This is a genomic window from Catalinimonas alkaloidigena (genome assembly GCF_900100765.1).
Taxonomy (GTDB): domain Bacteria; phylum Bacteroidota; class Bacteroidia; order Cytophagales; family Flexibacteraceae; genus Mooreia; species Mooreia alkaloidigena.
Genome location: NZ_FNFO01000003.1, coordinates 574,103 through 591,989, shown reverse-complemented (window position 1 = coordinate 591,989; position 17,887 = coordinate 574,103). Strand labels below are relative to the sequence as shown.

The following is a 17,887-nucleotide window of genomic DNA, read 5'->3' as shown; positions in this document are numbered from 1 at the left end:
CATACGGAAATACCTGTCGAAACGATACCGGCTTTGGGCCACAACGACCCTTGAGGCAGATCAGAAACTTATATTCTATGCGGATTTCCTGGCTTTTTCGAATGGCCTGGCGCGACAGCCGAAAAAATCGCGGGCGGTTGGCTTTGTTTATGGCGGCGATTGTGTTGGGCATTGCGGCCCTGGTCGCCATCAACTCGTTCGGGTACAACTTGCGCCGCGATATCGACCGACAGGCCCGCGAATTGCTGGGTGCCGACCTGATGCTGGACCGCAACCTGGCGCCAGATTCTGCCCTTCAACATGTGGTCGACTCCATCGTCGCGCTGGCTCCGGAACAAAAGGTGGCCCAAGAAGTCAGCTTTGCTTCGATGGTCTACTTCCCGAAAACCGAAGGTACCCGGCTGGTGCAGGTGCGAGCGCTCTCGGGCGAGTATCCGTTCTACGGCGATTTTGAAACCCTGCCCCAAATCGACTTTGCGGCCCAGCGAGGTGCCCTGGTCGATCAGACCGTTATGTCGCAGTTTGGCGTGGCGGTGGGCGATAGCGTGCGCGTCGGTACCGTGACGTTGCCCATCGTGGCACGTTTGCAGAAAGCGCCCGATCAGTCGGGAATTACTGCCACCGTAGCGCCCGTGGTTTACATTCCCGGCGCAGAACTAGAGGAAGCGGGGCTAGTGCAGCGGGGCAGCCGCGTGAAATACCGCTATTTTTTCAAACTCAATGCGACGCAGCTCGACATTCCCGTATTGGCCGATTCGCTGGAAGCGCAGTTGAAAGTGGCGCGCGTCGACGTTGAAACCGTTGACGACCGAAAAGCCAGCCTGGGGCGTGGGTTTCGTGATCTGACGCGTTTCCTGAATCTGGTCGCGTTCGTGGCGTTGCTGCTGGGATGTGTAGGCGTGGGGAGCGCTGTGTTTGTGTACGTGCGCGAAAAATTGCCTTCCGTAGCGGTGATGCGCTGCCTGGGCACGCCTGGTAACCAAGCCTTTCTGATCTACCTGATTCAGATCGCCGGGATTGGCTTACTCGGAGCGGTGGTCGGCAGTGCGATCGGTAGTAGTGTGCAAAGCCTATTGCCCAAATTACTGCAGGATTTTTTGATGTTCGAGGTCACGAGCGACGTTTCGGGTCGTGCCTTTGCAGAAGGTGTCTTGACCGGATTGCTGGTGTCGGTGCTGTTTGCGTTGCCTCCTCTCCTCTCCATCCGGCGCGTTTCGCCACTCCTGGCCCTGCGTGCTTCCTACGAACCTGCTCAAAACGGGCGCGACCCCTGGCTCTATGGCGTTTATGTGCTGATCGGGCTCTTTATCTTTGGCTTCACGTGGTGGCAGTTGCGCTCCTGGCAGGAAGCACTTAGCTTTTCAGGAGCAATTTTGCTGGCTTTTCTACTGTTGGCGGGCGTGGCGTACGCTACCATCTGGCTAACACGTCGGTTCTTTCCGGTCGGGTGGAGTTTTGTCTGGCGGCAGGGGCTCGCCAGTTTGTTTCGCCCAAATAACCAGACCATGACGTTGCTGATTGCGGTAGGATTGGGAACTGCCCTGATCACCACACTCTACTTCACACAGCAACTGCTGCTGAGCCAGGTGGCCTTTACGGGGAAAGCCGGACGGCCTAATATGGTCTTGTTCGACATCCAACCGACGCAGCGAGAGGCCGTTGCCGCACTGACGCGCGCCAATGGACTGCCCGTATTGCAAGAAGTGCCCATCGTGACCATGCGGCTGGCGGAAATTAACGGGCGTTCGCGGGAAGCGCTTCTGGCCGATACCACCGCCGACGTTTCGGAAGGTTCGCTCAATCGCGAATACCGGGTTACCTACCGCGATTCGTTGATCAGTTCGGAAACCCTGACGGATGGCGTTTGGCAAGGAACTGCCCCGGCGGGCGTGCTGCCGGCCATTTCGATCGAAGAAGGATTTGCCCGACGGATGGGTGTCGAACTGGGCGATACCGTGACGTTCGACGTACAGGGCCGACGGGTCGAGACGCAGGTAGGAAGCTTCCGCGAGATCGACTGGAATCGGGTGCAAACTAATTTTCTGGTGGTCTTTCCGACGGGCGTGTTGGAAGCCGCTCCGCAGTTTTTTGTGCTGTTGACCCGCCTGCCGCAGGCTGGGAATTCGCCCGCAGCGGCCGTGGCAGCACCAGCGGTAGAGAAGGCCGCTGCGTTTCAACGAGCCCTGGTGCAACAGTTTCCGAACGTTTCGGTCGTAGACCTGACGCTAATTTTGGATACGCTCAGCGATGTACTTGACAAAATAGCGTTTGTGATCCGCTTTATGGCAGGGTTCAGCATCCTGACCGGCCTGATTGTGTTGACCGGCTCGGTGTTGGTCAGCCGGTTTCAGCGACTGGGCGAAAGTGTTTTGTTGCGCACCCTCGGGGCTAATCGTCGGCAAATCCTCCGCATTACGGTTGTCGAATACCTGATGCTGGGGTTGCTGGCTTCGCTGTCGGGCGTTGGCCTTTCGCTGCTGGCCAGTTGGGGCCTTGCGTATTTTGTTTTCGAAGTGCCGTTCGTGCCTGATTTCTGGCCAGTGCTGGCGACCAGTGCGGTCATCACCTTGCTCACCATCGCAATCGGGCTGAGTGGCAACCGGGGAATCTTGCGACGGCCTCCGCTGGAAGTGCTTCGGGTTCAGTAAGCTTTGCTATCTTTGACCAGGATGAATTTCGAAGAATTTCAGCATTCCTTGCAGTCGCCTACTCCCCCTACAGGACTAACGGCCGCCCTTCGAGCCCTGTGGTACGAAGGAAAAGACGATTGGGAAAAGGCGCATCAGATCGCCCAGGATGACGAAAGTGCGGCGGGTTCGTGGGTGCATGCCTACCTTCACCGCAAAGAAGGCGACCTGGGTAACGCTGCCTACTGGTATCGCCGTGCTGCACAGCCCACCGCCTCGGGTCCGTTGCGCACCGAGTGGGAATTGATGGTCCGAGATCTGCTGATGAAATCAAACTAGCGTAGTCGTACGTCTTTTTGTTGTTATAAACAGCCGTCCATTTTCCGGTATTCATCGAATGATGAGCACAAATCCTCCCGAAACGCCTACTTTTGTTTTATTGAATAATTTCAAATAAAAATTTAACTATAATTGGTTATGGCGCTTCCCGGTTTTGTAGTATCGGCTGGACGCAAGGTGAAACGTGGTTGGGAACAAGTTCGCTATCGCTTTATTGACCGACCCAAAATACATCGTCATATTCAGCACCTCAGTGGCCCTCTCCAACTTCAGGCAACACCTACCGATGCGATTGTCATCGGGCTGATGCGCGACAGCGAAGAGCACATTCCTTCTTTCTTGGAGCACCATTTCCGGTTGGGCGTGCGTCACATCGTGTTGCTGGATAACGGCTCTGTCGACCGTACGGTCGAGCTGGCCTCCGCGCATCCACAGGTAACGCTTTTGCAGACCAAAATGTCGTACAAAGACTATAAGTACGCATTTCGTCAGTATCTGATCGATCGTTTTTGCCAGAAGGGCTGGTGTCTGGTGCTGGACATCGACGAGCGATTCGACTTTCCCGGTTCCGACCAGATCAGCCTTTCGCAATTTTTAGCGTATCTCAACCAGCATCAGTATACAGCGGTCGTGAGCCACATGCTCGACATGTTTCCGGAGGGCGACCCGGATACGTGGCCGAAAGATGGATCTGAATTTGCGCGCAAGAGCAATTGGTATAACAATACGGACCTGACGCAAGAGCCCTACGTTCCGTATTTTAACTGTACGCCTTCGAACGAAGCCATCAGGTACCATTGGGGTGGGGTACGCGAGACCATTTTTGGCGTGCATCCCAACCTGACTAAGCATCCGCTGATTTATCCTGCCAAGGGCGTGTCGCCGGTGCTTTACTCTTCCCACTTCTGTGCCAATGCACGTGTCGCCGATGTCAGCACGGTGTTGCTGCACTACAAGTTCGATCGGAAGTTTCACGAAAAATGCCTTCGTGCGGTAGAGCGGGGAAACTATGCGGGTGGTTCGACCGAGTACAAAGCGTACTTACAGGCTTTGGAGAGTGGCGAAGCGCGTGACCTGAAGCGGCCCGGCTCCCGGCAACTGGAAAAGATCGATCAGCTGGTGGAAGAAAGATTCCTGGAAGAAACCAACACGTACAGGCAGTTTGTTACGCAGCAGGCGCGTGCGCAATCGGCCGCTAGCGTTTCTAACTAGTCGTCGCGCCCTTATATAAAGTTGACTTCGGGGGTCAGGGCGATGCCAAACCGTTCCTGGACCGATTGCTGGATCTGTTCGGCTAAGGCTTTGACCTCCGAACCTTTCGCCCCACCCAGGTTGACCAGTACCAGCGCTTGTTTGTCGTGAACGCCTACGTTACCGAGACGGCGTCCCTTCCAACCGCACTGATCGATGAGCCACCCGGCCGGCACTTTTACGCGCCCGGGTGTGGTGGGGTAGTGCGGCACTTGGGGATATTGCTGCTGCAAACGCAAAAAATCTGCTTCGTCAATTTCCGGGTTTTTGAAGAAACTGCCCGCATTCCCGATCTGAACCGGGTCGGGAAGTTTACTCTGACGAATCTGGATGACGGCCTCAGAAACAGCGCGTACCGATAAGGCATCGACTCCCATTTCGGAGAGCGTATCTTTGATAGCGCCGTACGACACATTGTAAACGGGCTGTCGATTCAAGCGCATGGTCACCGAGGTGATGATGTACTGACCCTTCGCCTCGTTTTTAAAGATGCTTTCCCGGTACCCAAAACGACAAGCTTCTGCATCGAACTGATGCAGGCTACCGTCGGCAATGCGTACCGCTTCCAGGCTTTCGAATACTTCTTTGATTTCCACTCCATACGCCCCGATGTTTTGCATGGGCGCCGCCCCCACCGTACCGGGGATTAGGGATAGATTTTCGATGCCCGATAGCCCTAGTTCGATGGTGCGCATCACCACTTCGTGCCACCGTTCTCCGGCACCGGCTTTCAGCCAGACGTGCTCTTCGTCCTGTTTTACTTCCGTAATGCCCCCAATCTCCATTTTAAGGACCAGCCCCTCGAACACTTCCTGGGTAAAGAGAAGGTTGCTGCCGCCTCCTAAAATCAGTAGAGGCAGGTTGCGTAACGTTTCATCGCGCAGCAATTCTTGCAACGTCGGCACGTCGCGCACCACCGCGAAATAGGCAGCGTAGGCTTCGATCCCGAAGGTATTCAGTGCTTTGAGCGGGTAATGTTTATGGAGTTGCATGGGAGGAGTAGAGACCATCAATATTCAGACAAAGGTAATGGCAAAAGCGTGGACCCGTCAGGCACTAAGGCCCAAACGCTCTCTTTTCTTCTTGCTTAGTTTGCTGAGTGTCAGGTCGTACGCTTGGTCGATCCAGGGAGATAGGGGTAATTCCTCGACGGCTTCCATCAAAAACGTGTTCCAGTGTTCTTTGTTGATGTGGTAGCCGGGTTTGACGCACGCGTGCGTGTTGCGTAGATCGATGGCCTGCTGTGGATCACACTTCAGCGTGAGGCGGTATTCCTCTCCTTTGTCGGCAATGGCAAAAACCATATCACCAAGCTTGTAATAAAACGAGTCGTTGCCCAACGGCTGCTCTTCGTGTGCTCCCGGTTTGTCCAGGCAATACGCGCGAAACTTTTCGAACTGCATGAAGAAATTGGATGGTTAATCAATTGAAAAACGAAACTACTCGAAGTGCTGCACTTGCCGTTCGCAGCCCATGCGCCGATCTTTCCCACGTACCTATTTCACAGAGAAAGCAGCAAACGCTTGGGGTGTACGCAAGAGGTGCTTTATTTTAGCCTCTCACAACGAGAACAACCTGATAATGAGCATTTACCTCGGCATCGACATCGGTGGCACCAACGTTAAAATGGGGTTGATCGACCCCCAGGGAAACATAAAACACCGCCTGACTTACACCACCCTCACTTGGCGTACGGATGGTCCTTTTGAAGCACGATTAGCCGAAGCCATTGCCGCTTACCTACAGCAGGTCCCACCGGTAGCCGGAGTGGGCATCGGTATTCCGGGAACGTTGACAAAAGACCGGCGGACAGGACTGGAGTTTCCTAACATTCCGGAGCTGAATGGCGTGGCACTTGCCGCTTACCTGGAGCAGCAATTCCCGACCCTTTCGTTCTGGCTGGAAAACGATGCCAATGCGGCGGCCTTGGGAGAGTATTATTTCTCGGGAGAAGCGATGCCTGAAGATTACCTGTTCGTCACGTTAGGCACCGGTGTGGGCGGTGCGGCCATCATCGACCGCAAGATCTTTATCGGTGGCGATGGCAACAGTATGGAGATTGGGCATGTGGTATCGCGTTTCGAGCGGCGCCTGGAAAGCAACATTGGGAAGCGCGGCATTGTCAACATGGCCGAGGCCATGCTTAACGATTACTGGGGAAAAACCCGGATTGTGGCCCACAAAGACGAACCCATTACGGGACGCAAACTGATCACGGCGGCCGAGCAAGGCGATGTATTGGCGCTGCATGTGTTGCAGGAGGTCGGCGAGATTTTGGGCGAAGGGTTGGTCAGTGCCATCCGGCTCCTGGATATCAAGACCATCTTAGTTGGCGGTGGGTTGTCGGCTACGTTCGAGTTTATCCTGCCGGGCATCATGAAAATCATGCGCCACTATTTGACGCCCTACTACCTGGAACCTTTGGTCATTCGGCGGGCGCGCCTCGGGAACGATGCGGGGTTGCTAGGAGCCGCCGCGCTCTGTTTCTAATTCTACCTCTTTCTACCTCTCCTGGCCTGCCTGAGGCTATGCGGACTCGTGCCCTCAACTTTTTCTCCCAAGGGGGCAACCTTTTCCTTCGTTCTTACGTCATGTGTGTAATGTTAATAATAATTTTTATTGAAATAATTATTATTAATGCGAATCTCTTTAGCTTTGGTTCGTAGAAATAAGGGCATTGTGTGGCTATAGAGCGATAACATGTAAAAAAGCTTCATCTACGCCGTAAACCTTAGCTGGTAACAAATAACAAACTTTTCAATATTTTTCTTGTATTTATTGTTACGAGAATCTATCTTTACATCACAAAACTTTTTCACGTATAAATGAAAATGCCATGAGAGAGCACGTATACATGACCGCACAGCCTACAGCCATCATCAATATCGTGACGAGCTTGGATTTCAAGCACTACCTGATGGACGATATCGTAACCCTGGGGTATGCTTCCGTGGGTGCCGACGTAATCAATGGAATTTTCGGCTTAAAGAAGGGTGCACTAACCATGAGTGATCTCGACTTTATTCAACGTCGTTTCCGGCGCTGGTGCGAGTACCACGGGTTCCGCGTCCACTTGAAAACTGACAGCAAAACCGGGAAAGTGACCAGCTACGACCTGACACTTCTCGAACCGATGGCCATCGGAGCCTGATCCTGATATTCTCTGCCAAAAGCTTCGGGCGATCGCGTATCTTTGCTTTCGTTCGAGGCTTTTGGCAGTTATGATTTCTCCCGCGATTATTGAACAGGTTCGGCAAACTGCCGACGTGCTGGAAGTTGTTTCCGACTTCGTTTCGCTTAAGAAACGCGGCAGCAACTGGATTGCCTGCTGTCCTTTCCATCAGGAGAAGACGCCCTCGTTCGCAGTTTCGCCCGCCAAAGGCATCTACAAGTGCTTCGGATGCGGCAAAGCCGGCGACCCCATCAGCTTCGTGATGGAAATCGAGAGCCTCACCTACCCCGAGGCCATTCGCTTTCTGGCGAAGAAGTACCACATCGACATTCCCGAAGAAGAAGAGCAGACCGACGAGGCGCGTCAGGCCCAAAACGAACGCGAGAGCCTGATGATCGTGCTGGGATTCGCTGCGCGCTATTACCAGGAAACACTGAAAAACCACGAGGAAGGGCGGTCCATCGGGCTGAGTTATTTCCGGGAGCGTGGTTTTACCGAAGCGACCCTGGAAGCATTCGACCTCGGCTACAGTCTGGAGGCCTGGAGCGCGTTTACAGATGCGGCCCTGAAGAAAGGTTACCAGCTAGAATTGCTCGAAAAGGCTGGCCTGACCATCCGCAAAGATGAAAACAAGCGTTACGACCGTTTTCGCGGGCGGGTCATCTTCCCGATCCATAACGTCTCGGGCAAAGTCATTGCCTTCGGCGCGCGCATTCTCCGTACCGATCCTTCTAAACCTGGCGGCGCACAGCCCAAGTACCTGAACTCGCCGGAAACCGAGGTTTACAACAAAAGCAAAGTGCTGTACGGGCTCTACCAGGCCAAGCAGGCCATCCGGCAGCACGACGTTTGCTATCTGGTGGAAGGCTATACCGACGTCATTTCCATGCACCAGGCGGGCGTATCCAATGCGGTAGCCTCGTCGGGAACGTCGCTGACCGAAGAGCAAATCCGCCTGATTTCCCGCTACACGCAGAATATCACGGTGTTGTACGACGGCGATCCGGCCGGGATCAAAGCTTCGCTGCGCGGGATCGACATGATTCTGGAAGCGGGTCTGAACGTGCGGGTGGTCAACTTCCCCAATGGCGACGACCCCGACAGTTACCTGCGCCGCGTGGGAAATGCGGCGTTCAAGGAGTACCTTCAGAAGAGTACCGTCGACTTCATCACCTTCAAAGCCTCCTTGCTGGCGGCCGACACGCATGACCCGTTCCGGAAGGCGGAGGTGATCCGGGAAATGGTAGAAAGCATTACGCGTATCCACGATCCGATCAAACGTTCGGTATTGTTCCGGCAGGTCAGCAACATGCTGGAGGTGGAAGAAGACGCCCTGTTGGCCGAAAGCAACCGCATTCGTTTGCAGCAGGCACGGAAGGAATCGGACCGTGCCGAAAGTCAGCCTGAATTTACTTCGGCAGAAGGTGGCCTGCCCGAGTCGTTTCTGCCCACGGAAACGCGCGAGGCATCCACGCCGCACAACACCCTGCAATACGAAGTCGAGAGTGGCGAGCGCGAGCTGTTGCGGTTGTTGATGGGGTGGGGCAACGTGCTTTTCGAAGACGGCTACCCGGCGGGCGATCACCTACTCGAAATGCTGGCCGATGCCGATTTTACCCATCCGGTGCACCAGAAAATCCGGCAGGAATACGCCGAGTTGCGTAACCAGACGCAAGTGCCCGACGCTGCTTTCTACACGCAGCACAGCGACGGCGAGATTCAGAAACTGGCCATTCATCTGTTGGTGCGGAAAGAAGAACTCAGCGACGGCTGGTGGGAACGCTTCAAAATTGCGATTCCGTCCGAGACAGAACCCAAAACGCTGCTGCACCTGATGGAAACGAGCGTGTTGCGTTACAAAACGTCGGTGATTCGGTTTATGACCCACGACGTCAACGAAAAAATCCTGGAAGCTCAGAAAAGTGGTGATGTAGACACGGAGCTCCAACTGATGAGCATGCACATCGAACTTAAAAAAGTAGAACGCGCGCTGGCGACTTCACGTGGAAACGTGGTGATCCGCTAAGCAGACGGGGCCTCGGTCGTGGAGTAATCCAATCGGGAGATTGTCTGAAAATGAGTAGGTTTGTCAGTAAATCACCGCGAAATCCACCCGATACGATGGCAAAAAGCGATAAAAAGTATAAAAAGAAAATCAGCAAAGACCTCTCGGCGAAAATCGGGCAGCTGGTGGACGAAACCCATCTCATTCCTGACAAGAAAGTGAAGAAACGCAGTCAATCCATGATTAGTAAGCTGGCCGACAAGCTGGCGGGCCTTTTTACGAAAAAAGAGAAAAACGAAAAAAAGGCGGAAGAAGCAACTCCTAAGTCTAAAAAGCAGAAGCCGCGGCACGAGGTGAGCGCTTCGGGTACCGATAGTGCGGAGGCACCGCGCCCCAAAAAGAAACGACGGAAGCGCCCTAACCCTAATAAGAACGTAGAGGCGACCGCCGCAACCGGCGACGACAAAGGACCTTCGACCAAACCTCGTAAACCACGCCGCAAGAAAAAGCCGAACCCCAACGCCGGCGCTACGACGGCACCGACACAAGGCACTACCGATACCGATACCCCCGGCGAAAGCAAGCCCAAGTCGAATTCGCGTCGCCGTCGTCGACCCAAGAAAACGCACGATACTGCGGAACCTGCCGTACGGAGCAAACCCGAAACGCAGGCTAAAACCGTTCAGGAAAACCTGGAAGACAAACCGGCCAACCCGGCGGCTCAGGCTGCCCCCGGTGCCGATGCGGACGCAGCTCCCAAACCCAAGCCCCGGCGGCGGCGCAAACCGGCCAACCGCAACAAGCCTGCGGGCGAGGGCAATGCGGCTGCCCCTGAGCAAAGCGACGTAAGTAGTGCAGAGAAAAAAGCTACTGACGCTCCGAAGCCGAGTGTGGGCGAAGATGCCAATCCAAAACCTGCGCCCGCTCCCAAACAGCCTGATAACAAGGAGACAAAAGAGGCACCCGCCCCGCCCAAAAGCGAGACTCCTCCCCCGCCAGCGCCCCCCGCTCCGGCCGAATAAACCTGCCTGGAAGCGGTTGCGAAAAAAGCCCAAAAAAACCTGTTTTTTATGCGAAAGAACGGCACTAGAAGCCGTTTTTTCCTGTTGAATACCTGTCAGCTTTTTCGTAATTTTAAACAAAAATCAAAGCTTACAGCATGGCAAATGATCCTGAAAAAATGAAGGCTCTCCAACTCACCATGGAGAGAATAGACAAGATTTACGGGAAGGGTACCATCATGAAACTCAGCGACGAGCGCGTCGTCGATGTGCCCGCTATTTCGACTGGTTCGCTGGGGTTGGATATCGCACTGGGCATTGGTGGTATTCCCCGCGGCAGGATCACCGAAATTTATGGCCCGGAATCGTCGGGTAAAACCACTTTGACAATGCACTGCATTGCCGAAGCTCAAAAGAAAGGCGGCATCGCGGCATTTGTCGACGCCGAACATGCTTTTGACAAAACCTATGCCCGCAAACTGGGAATCGATACCGAAAACCTGTTGATCTCGCAACCCGACAACGGTGAACAGGCGCTGGAAATCACGGAACACCTGATCCGTTCCGGTGCGATCGACATCGTGGTCGTTGACTCCGTAGCGGCACTGGTGCCAAAAGGTGAACTGGAAGGCGAGATGGGCGAAAGCAAAATGGGTTTGCAGGCCCGTCTGATGTCGCAGGCGCTGCGGAAGCTGACCGGTGCGATCAACAAAACGGGTTGTTCTTGTGTGTTCATCAACCAGCTGCGTGAAAAGATCGGCGTGATGTTTGGCAATCCGGAAACAACGACCGGTGGTAACGCCCTTAAATTCTACGCTTCTGTCCGTCTGGACATCCGTCGCATCGGTGCGATCAAAGAAAGCGCCGACAACATTACGGGAAACCGGACGCGCGTGAAGGTGGTGAAAAACAAAGTAGCACCTCCTTTCAAAGTGGTTGAGTTCGACATCATGTATGGTGAAGGCATCTCGAAAGTCGGGGAAATCATTGACCTGGGCGTAGAGATGGAAATCATCAAAAAGTCCGGCTCCTGGTTCTCGTATGGCGACAGCAAACTGGCGCAAGGACGTGATGCGGCCAAACGCACGTTGCTCGACAATCCGGAACTGATGGAAGAAATCGAAACGAAAATTCGTAACAAAGTGAGCGAGTTGACGGGCGATGGCTTCTTGGAGCCTGAAGACGATGTACTGGCTTCGATCAACGACGTAGAGGAGGAGTAAGCCTCTTCTTCATAACACAATAAAAAGAGCCCACGGATTTCCGTGGGCTCTTTTGGTTTTACATCCCTCCTGTTGTATCCGGGGTGGTGTCGGCGGGGGTCACGTTGATGCCCGCGTTCGGCCCGGTGACGTCACCACTGTCTACATCCACCTCTACCGTGGCCGGATCGGGGCCGGTCATGCGGTCATCGGTCTGATCGCCTACAATCTGATCGGGGTTTTCGCCGGCGGGGACATTACCGCCCTGGGTCTTTTCGGGGTTGCAACTGCACACCACAAGGGCCAGTGCTCCTGCCGCTATAAAGTGTTTAAACATGGGTTCCTGTTTATATGGCTCATTGGTTTGTCTCCACTATAAACGGGAAGGAGCTGTCAGCGGGTTACATCGTCGCGGACGTAAGCAACCGGAGCATCCATCTCCGAAAAATGTTTCTCATTGCGATAAAGATTCTCGATGGTCCAGGGAATGTCTACCGTTTGGGGATGTTTCCTGACGGCGCAGTTTTTTACGTGACAGTAAGGGCAGCATTGGTAGACACAAGGATCGGAATGGACAAAAACTTCCACGCGGTGGGAAGAGGCCCCAATCAATACTTCCTCAAACCGTTTCCCTTCGTCGTGGGCCGTTTTTAAATCGAGGTAATACGGCAGTGTCAGGTGGCAGTCGATGTGCAAATCAGCACCGTATTTCTGAACGCGCATGTTATGAACATCAATCCAGGTCGAACGTCGTGCGGCCTGTAAGGCGTCTCGTAGTTGTTGCAGCGTAGTATCGTCGGCCTCGTCCATCAGCCCGGCGACCGATTCGCGCACCAGGCGGTAACCGTTGTAGAAAATTACACCCAACAACAGAAAAGTAAAGACCTGATCGAGCCAGTACCAGCCTGTCCACAGAATGGCGCCCAGCCCTACCAACAGCACCACGCTGCTCAGGCTGTCGACCAGCAAGTGACGTCCGTCGGCCGAAACGGTCGGCGATCCCATTTGCTTTCCTTCACGCACCAGCCAGTAGCCTAGCACCGCGTTGGCCAGGGTAGCAAACGCCAACAGGCCGGAGCCTACGGGCAACGCCTGTAACTCCGGGGGCGCTTGCAGGTGCTGGATGCCCTGCACCAACATAAAAATTCCGGCAGCAATGATGAGCGCGCCTTCAAATCCGGCCGAAAAGAACTCGATTTTGCCGTGTCCGTAGGGGTGATTCTGGTCTTTGGGCTGCGCTGCCAGCGAAACGCTATAGAACGCAAAACCGCTGGCCATAACGTTGATGATTGATTCGAGCGCATCGGTCAGTACCGCTTGCGATTGCGTCAGATGATACGCCAGAAACTTGATGCCCATGAGCAGGAGACTGATTCCGAACGACAAAATCATCAACCGGCGTTTCCGTGTAGCAATAGAAGTTACCTGACTCATGGAGAAATTTACGCAGATCCTTACAGAAGGGATCGGAAATTTGCTTTGGAAAAGCCCGGGCCAGCTTTATATTTGCGGGGCTGTAAACAAAGGCACATGAAGTTATCTGATTTTTCTTTTCGCGGACGTCTTTTCTTTGCGATGCTGTTGAGTGCACCGCTTCTGTTGGGTTCGTGCGATCGCTACAATCATCCTAAAGACCTCACCCAAGAAGAAATGGCCAGTCGGCCGCGTGTCTACGGGGAACCCGATGGACCGCCACGCCAGGCGAAGCTTTCGTACGAGGCCGATCCGAATTTGGCCGAAAATGCCGATGCGGCACGTCATAAGCTTTTCGCCGATCAATACGAATATTACGAGTCAGGCGTGCCTGTCGATGAAGCCGGAGCCGGCATGGATTCGACGCAAGCCGCTACGAAATAAACTGAGCAATCAGTACGAAACTAAAAACGCCCTTTCGCTTGTCGGAAGGGCGTTTTGTTTTATCATTCCGTACGCAGGCGTCGCGTATCAGTAGCCGTATTTCTCTTTCCACATCGCTCTCAGGCGCGTGCGCATTTCGTTCTCGCGTGGATTGTTTCCGGGGTCATACAGTTTAGTGCCCACCAGCGTGTCGGGCAGAAACTCTTGCTCAGCAAAATTTCCGTTGTAGTCGTGCGAGTACTTGTAGCCGACGCCATAGCCCTCTTTTTTCATCAGTTTGGTTTGCGCGTTGCGAAGCGCCAGCGGCACCGGAGCATCGCCCGTTTGCTGCACCAACTGCCGCGCCTGTTTGATGGCCACGTACGAAGCGTTGCTCTTGGGAGAGGTGGCGAGATAGATGGCTGTTTGTGACAAAATGATTTCCGCTTCCGGGTAGCCAATGACGTTAACCGCCTGAAAACAGTTGTTCGCCAGAATCATGGCGGTAGGATTGGCGTTACCGATGTCTTCCGACGCCAGAATGAGCAGACGGCGGGCGATGAACTTGACGTCTTCGCCGCCTTCGATCATCCGTGCCATATAGTACAGCGCGGCGTTGGGATCGCTCCCCCGAATCGATTTGATGAACGCGGAAACGATGTCGTAGTGCTGTTCTCCGGTTTTGTCGTACATCACCGTTTTGCGCTGACCGACCTGCATCACCAGTGCATCGTCGATAATGTACTTCTCCCCTTGCAAGTCGGCCGCCTCGACCGATTGTTCCAGCAAGTTCAACAGCTTGCGTGCGTCGCCACCCGACAAGCGGAACAGGGCTTCGGTCTCGCGCAACTCAACCGATTTTTCCTTCAGCACTTCGTCTTCTTGCAGCGCACGGGTCACCAGCGCGGTAAGATCCTCAGACGAAAGCGGCTTGAGGGTAAAGACCTGACAGCGAGAGAGCAACGCTGAATTTACTTCGAACGAAGGGTTTTCGGTCGTAGCGCCGATTAGGGTAATCGCACCCTTCTCCACGGCACCCAACAGTGCATCTTGCTGCGCTTTATTGAAGCGGTGAATCTCGTCAATGAACAACATGATTTTTCGCCCTCGTGCCTGCGCAATCACTTCTCGGACTTCTTTCACACCCGCGCTGATGGCACTCAGGGTTTGGAACGGCATTTTGGCCGAATGGGCAATGACGTTCGCCAGCGTAGTTTTTCCCACGCCAGGCGGTCCCCACAAAATCATAGAAGGCGGGCTGCCCGCTTCAATCATCCGTCGCAAGGGGGCGGTGGGACTGAGCAGGTGCTGTTGGCCTAAGTAATCGGCGAGCGAATGGGGACGCATTCGCTCGGCCAGCGGAGGAACGGGAATATCAAACATAGCGGTAAGAAGTAAGGAAAATGCAGCGAAGCGTAAGCGTCAGATTTCACCGCGCAACAACGCCAACACCGCAGGCTCCAGCCGAGTGCGTTGGTCGCGAATCGACTCATGGCCCAGTTCAAACGTAATAAGGGGCTGGCCTTGTTCCTGTGCCCACGTGCCAAACGAGCCTGGCGTGGCATAGCCCACATCGGCTACGTGCGGTAGCCCGGTCATGTCCGACAGCAATCGCCCGAGAGGCGTATCGGCCGGATCGTCGACGCAGGCCAGTGGAGCATGAAACGTAACGATCATTTTCGGTTGAAGGCGCTTCACCAGCGCTACTAACGCTTGGTTTTCTGGTTCGGACAGAGGCGCCGACCCCGGGCTAAGGGCCACTGCCCGCGGATCGCTGTCCTGGTGCCAGCGATGGTGTACTGGTGCCGGCGACCAGTCTTTCGTAGGGAAGTTGCGGTTCAGATCAACGCCGTTCAGGTTACCACGCGTGCCCCGGGCTAAGGCATCAGGGTTGACCGCCAGCACAACCGCACTGGCCAGTTGCGCTGGCAGAATGGACCGGAGCGCAGTAGACAACAAAACGGTGGTTTCGGGCTCGTCCCCGTGGTGGGCCGCCAGCAACAGGTACTGAATAGGCTTCTGGGGCGGTAGAAAAACTTCTAATGCGGTGCCCGCTACACTACGTCCATACGTCTCGGGGATTAGGTCGAACGTACCTCGCTCAGATTGAGGGCGTAAAGGTTGAGTAGAATCCATAAGCAAAGATGCAGAAACCTGTGTGATCTTCAGTGAGGCACTTTTCTGACCGAAGAAAGTTCTGTATGAGCCCTGAGCGCAGAAAAACCTGAAGGGATCGACCCTGAAAATTGCATACTTGCTTTAGCAAATACAAACGCTTGTATTTGCTAATGTGAGCCTATTGTCCAAAAAACGGCTTTTTGAGATTGAAGCGCCATCAATTTGGTACATCTCTTTTGCACAAAGCACCACTTTGCTGACCAAAAGTTACATTGGATTTGTGTAGGCGAATTCACTCGGATGGTAATGAAGGCCAAAATATGATTCAGGATTGATAAAGTGCGTGTGATTTTAGTGCTAATTTTTACTAATTTTAAAAAATAACCTCCTTTAATATTAAATTAACAAAAAAGTTATTGTGTCATTTTGTTTTTATCAAGCATCCGCCGCTACATTTGCATCAACAAATAGATGGTTTGTTTAATATTTTAATCGTTATGAAAAACGCAGTAAAGATGTGGGGAATGATGTCGGGGATTGTAGGCCTCATTCTTCTAAACGTAGGTGGAGCTTTTGCAGGTGGTAAGTCTGGCCAGGAGCCAATGCTGAAGGTAAAAGCAACCGATCAGAATACGTATCGGCTTACTTACGCTACTGAGCAAAAAGGAACTGTCAAGGTTAGCATCTATGATGCCGAAGGCCGGAAGTTGATCACCGATCGCATTTCAGGTTTGAATGCCTTCAGCCGTAACTACGATTTCTCTTCTTTGCCCGAAGGCGAATACCTGTTCAAGGTAGAGGACGATCAGAGCAGCCGCGAGCATCTGGTAATGTACTCGCTTCCGAAAGAAGACGTGCAGATGGCACTTAAGCCAGCGGCCGACCAGCGGTATCGCTTGGTGGTGCGGAGCGAGAACGTGCCTCCGGTACGTGTGTACATCTATGATCGGTACAACAACCTGATCCAAGACGACTACATTGTATCGGATGCCAGCTTCAGCCGTGTCTATGACTTGTCGAAGTTAGCTACGAAAGATGTCACCTTTAAAGTGGTGGCTAACAACTCGGAAGCTGTTTTCTCGAGCAAGTAAGAGACGTGTAACGGCATAAAGAGCGATACGTATACACTAGGTATAAACCGCTCCTTATGTTATGATAACTCTCAAAAAACTCAGTTATACGCTCCTGGTACTCGGAATGGGCTTTGCTACATTAACGGCCTGTGAAGGTAATAAGTATGTGCACGATGATTTAGACAACGTGCCTCCCAGCGAAGTAACCAGTGCCGGCGATTCGCTACAAGTTGTAGATACCACGTATAACAATAACTGATACGCTTTAAAAGCAAAGAAAAGCCGATGGGAATCCTTCTCGTCGGCTTTTTTCGTATGCGCTCGATAATCCAGATAAGTTGTAACCTTTTTGGGCGAAATTTCGCATGATAAAGCAAACAGAAATGGATTTATCATGATAGATACACATAAAAAGACTCTTTTATCAGGTTACTCCGAGCGCGAAAAATCGGCCTACTTGGGCGCTATTGCGACTATTGCAATGGCCGACAGCCGGGTGACGCCCGAGGAAATACAGTTTTTGCACACCTTAAGCGACGCAGCTAATTTGCCGTCGACCGAGGCCGACCGGGTGGTGGCAGTTGCACAAAGCCCCAACTCCCTCAATCTGAAGCAGTGTCTCGACGTGCTGAAAGCGAGCGAGTTGAAATATGCATTCCTGACTGACGTCATTGCCTTCGCTAAAGCCGATGGACAGTTTACGAAAGAAGAAGACGAAAGCATTCGGCAGATGGCGAGTTATCTAGCGTTGACCGAAGCTCAGTACCGGGCCTTGGTGGAATATGCAGATCAGCCAGCCGCAGCAACCGCTTCGCCTGAAGCCAATTCGCTGGCAGCCAGCGGCTTCGGTGATCGTTTCGAACAGCTGGGCATTCCTAAAAGTGCCATGAAGGCGCTTTTGCTGGTGGCTGCTCCTATGGTGTTGCGGGAAATTTTTAAAGATAAGAAGCAACCCATTGCTACGCAGTCGCATGGGACCGCTCCGGCAGCTGAACCCACTAGCACAGGGGGTGGTTTACTTGATCAATTACTGGGCGGCTTCGGTGGCGGTAGGAGTACGCACAATACCGCCGGTGGCTTGGGTTCCATGGCGTCGGTATTGAGCGGGAACCGCGGTTACCGTAGCACACGTGGATTGTTGGAAAGCGTGATAGGTGCCGTAGCGGCAGGGCCTTACCAGCACGATGATCGCCGTCGATAAAAGTAAGACATGATATAATAAAAAAGCCTCTCTGGAAAGAGAGGCTTTTTTTATAGACTATT

The 17,887-nt window shown here is 53.5% G+C and carries 17 protein-coding genes; 11 read left to right on the top strand and 6 right to left on the bottom strand.

The genetic code is table 11. The features are described 5' to 3' along the window. Window positions 1-77 precede the first annotated feature (77 nt). The 3 genes from BLR44_RS09655 (at window position 78) to BLR44_RS09645 (ending at window position 4,178) form a co-directional block, all read left to right on the top strand. Window positions 78-2,648, top strand: a complete 2,571-nt coding sequence (locus BLR44_RS09655) for an ABC transporter permease (protein WP_089681491.1) — start codon at window positions 78-80, stop codon at window positions 2,646-2,648. A 21-nt stretch (window positions 2,649-2,669) separates the two neighbouring features. Continuing rightward, window positions 2,670-2,966 carry a hypothetical protein gene (locus tag BLR44_RS09650; RefSeq protein WP_089681490.1) on the top strand — a complete coding sequence of 99 codons (297 nt, stop codon included), beginning with the start codon at window positions 2,670-2,672 and terminating at the stop codon, window positions 2,964-2,966. A gap of 138 nt (window positions 2,967-3,104) precedes the next feature. Continuing rightward, the gene (locus BLR44_RS09645) at window positions 3,105-4,178 is read left to right on the top strand and encodes a glycosyltransferase family 2 protein (protein WP_089681489.1); all 1,074 of its coding nucleotides are present in this window, start codon (window positions 3,105-3,107) and stop codon (window positions 4,176-4,178) included. Between the two features lie 11 nt (window positions 4,179-4,189). On the opposite strand, the gene murB is transcribed toward BLR44_RS09645, so the two are convergent. Continuing rightward, the gene (gene murB / locus BLR44_RS09640; RefSeq protein WP_089681488.1) at window positions 4,190-5,209 is read right to left on the bottom strand and encodes a UDP-N-acetylmuramate dehydrogenase; all 1,020 of its coding nucleotides are present in this window, start codon (window positions 5,207-5,209) and stop codon (window positions 4,190-4,192) included. A gap of 57 nt (window positions 5,210-5,266) precedes the next feature. Beyond that, window positions 5,267-5,620, bottom strand: a complete 354-nt coding sequence (locus BLR44_RS09635; protein ID WP_089681487.1) for an MmcQ/YjbR family DNA-binding protein — start codon at window positions 5,618-5,620, stop codon at window positions 5,267-5,269. 178 nt (window positions 5,621-5,798) lie between these two features. Here BLR44_RS09635 and BLR44_RS09630 point away from each other — a divergent pair, with 178 nt between their 5' ends. From BLR44_RS09630 to recA, 5 genes are all read left to right on the top strand, one after another. Next, the gene (locus BLR44_RS09630) at window positions 5,799-6,707 is read left to right on the top strand and encodes an ROK family protein (RefSeq protein WP_089681486.1); all 909 of its coding nucleotides are present in this window, start codon (window positions 5,799-5,801) and stop codon (window positions 6,705-6,707) included. 346 nt (window positions 6,708-7,053) lie between these two features. Then, window positions 7,054-7,368, top strand: coding sequence for a hypothetical protein (locus tag BLR44_RS09625; protein WP_143017214.1), 315 nt, complete (start codon window positions 7,054-7,056; stop codon window positions 7,366-7,368). A gap of 70 nt (window positions 7,369-7,438) precedes the next feature. After that, on the top strand, window positions 7,439-9,415 hold the full coding sequence (dnaG, locus tag BLR44_RS09620) for a DNA primase (RefSeq protein ID WP_089681484.1): 1,977 nt from the start codon (window positions 7,439-7,441) through the stop codon (window positions 9,413-9,415). Between the two features lie 95 nt (window positions 9,416-9,510). Beyond that, complete coding sequence (locus tag BLR44_RS09615) at window positions 9,511-10,416, top strand: hypothetical protein (RefSeq protein WP_089681483.1); 906 nt, start codon at window positions 9,511-9,513, stop codon at window positions 10,414-10,416. Window positions 10,417-10,553: 137 nt separating this feature from the next. Next, window positions 10,554-11,618 carry a recombinase RecA gene (gene recA / locus BLR44_RS09610; protein ID WP_089681482.1) on the top strand — a complete coding sequence of 355 codons (1,065 nt, stop codon included), beginning with the start codon at window positions 10,554-10,556 and terminating at the stop codon, window positions 11,616-11,618. Window positions 11,619-11,676: 58 nt separating this feature from the next. Here the strand turns inward: recA and BLR44_RS09605 are convergent, their stop codons facing one another. Next, window positions 11,677-11,934, bottom strand: coding sequence for a hypothetical protein (locus BLR44_RS09605; RefSeq protein WP_089681481.1), 258 nt, complete (start codon window positions 11,932-11,934; stop codon window positions 11,677-11,679). 56 nt (window positions 11,935-11,990) lie between these two features. After that, a complete protein-coding gene (locus BLR44_RS09600) occupies window positions 11,991-12,989 on the bottom strand; it encodes a cation diffusion facilitator family transporter (protein ID WP_089681480.1) in 999 nt (332 codons plus the stop codon). A gap of 138 nt (window positions 12,990-13,127) precedes the next feature. Between BLR44_RS09600 and BLR44_RS09595 the strand changes: the two genes are divergently transcribed. After that, complete coding sequence (locus tag BLR44_RS09595; protein ID WP_089681479.1) at window positions 13,128-13,454, top strand: hypothetical protein; 327 nt, start codon at window positions 13,128-13,130, stop codon at window positions 13,452-13,454. Between the two features lie 87 nt (window positions 13,455-13,541). Here the strand turns inward: BLR44_RS09595 and BLR44_RS09590 are convergent, their stop codons facing one another. Together BLR44_RS09590 and mpaA are read right to left on the bottom strand one after the other, a co-directional pair. After that, on the bottom strand, window positions 13,542-14,816 hold the full coding sequence (locus tag BLR44_RS09590; protein WP_089681478.1) for a replication-associated recombination protein A: 1,275 nt from the start codon (window positions 14,814-14,816) through the stop codon (window positions 13,542-13,544). A 39-nt stretch (window positions 14,817-14,855) separates the two neighbouring features. After that, a complete protein-coding gene (mpaA, locus tag BLR44_RS09585; protein WP_089681477.1) occupies window positions 14,856-15,569 on the bottom strand; it encodes a murein tripeptide amidase MpaA in 714 nt (237 codons plus the stop codon). Between the two features lie 479 nt (window positions 15,570-16,048). Between mpaA and BLR44_RS09580 the strand changes: the two genes are divergently transcribed. Together BLR44_RS09580 and BLR44_RS09575 are read left to right on the top strand one after the other, a co-directional pair. Next, complete coding sequence (locus BLR44_RS09580; protein ID WP_143017213.1) at window positions 16,049-16,642, top strand: T9SS type A sorting domain-containing protein; 594 nt, start codon at window positions 16,049-16,051, stop codon at window positions 16,640-16,642. A 331-nt stretch (window positions 16,643-16,973) separates the two neighbouring features. Beyond that, complete coding sequence (locus BLR44_RS09575; RefSeq protein ID WP_143017212.1) at window positions 16,974-17,825, top strand: TerB family tellurite resistance protein; 852 nt, start codon at window positions 16,974-16,976, stop codon at window positions 17,823-17,825. Window positions 17,826-17,887: the final 62 nt, after the last annotated feature.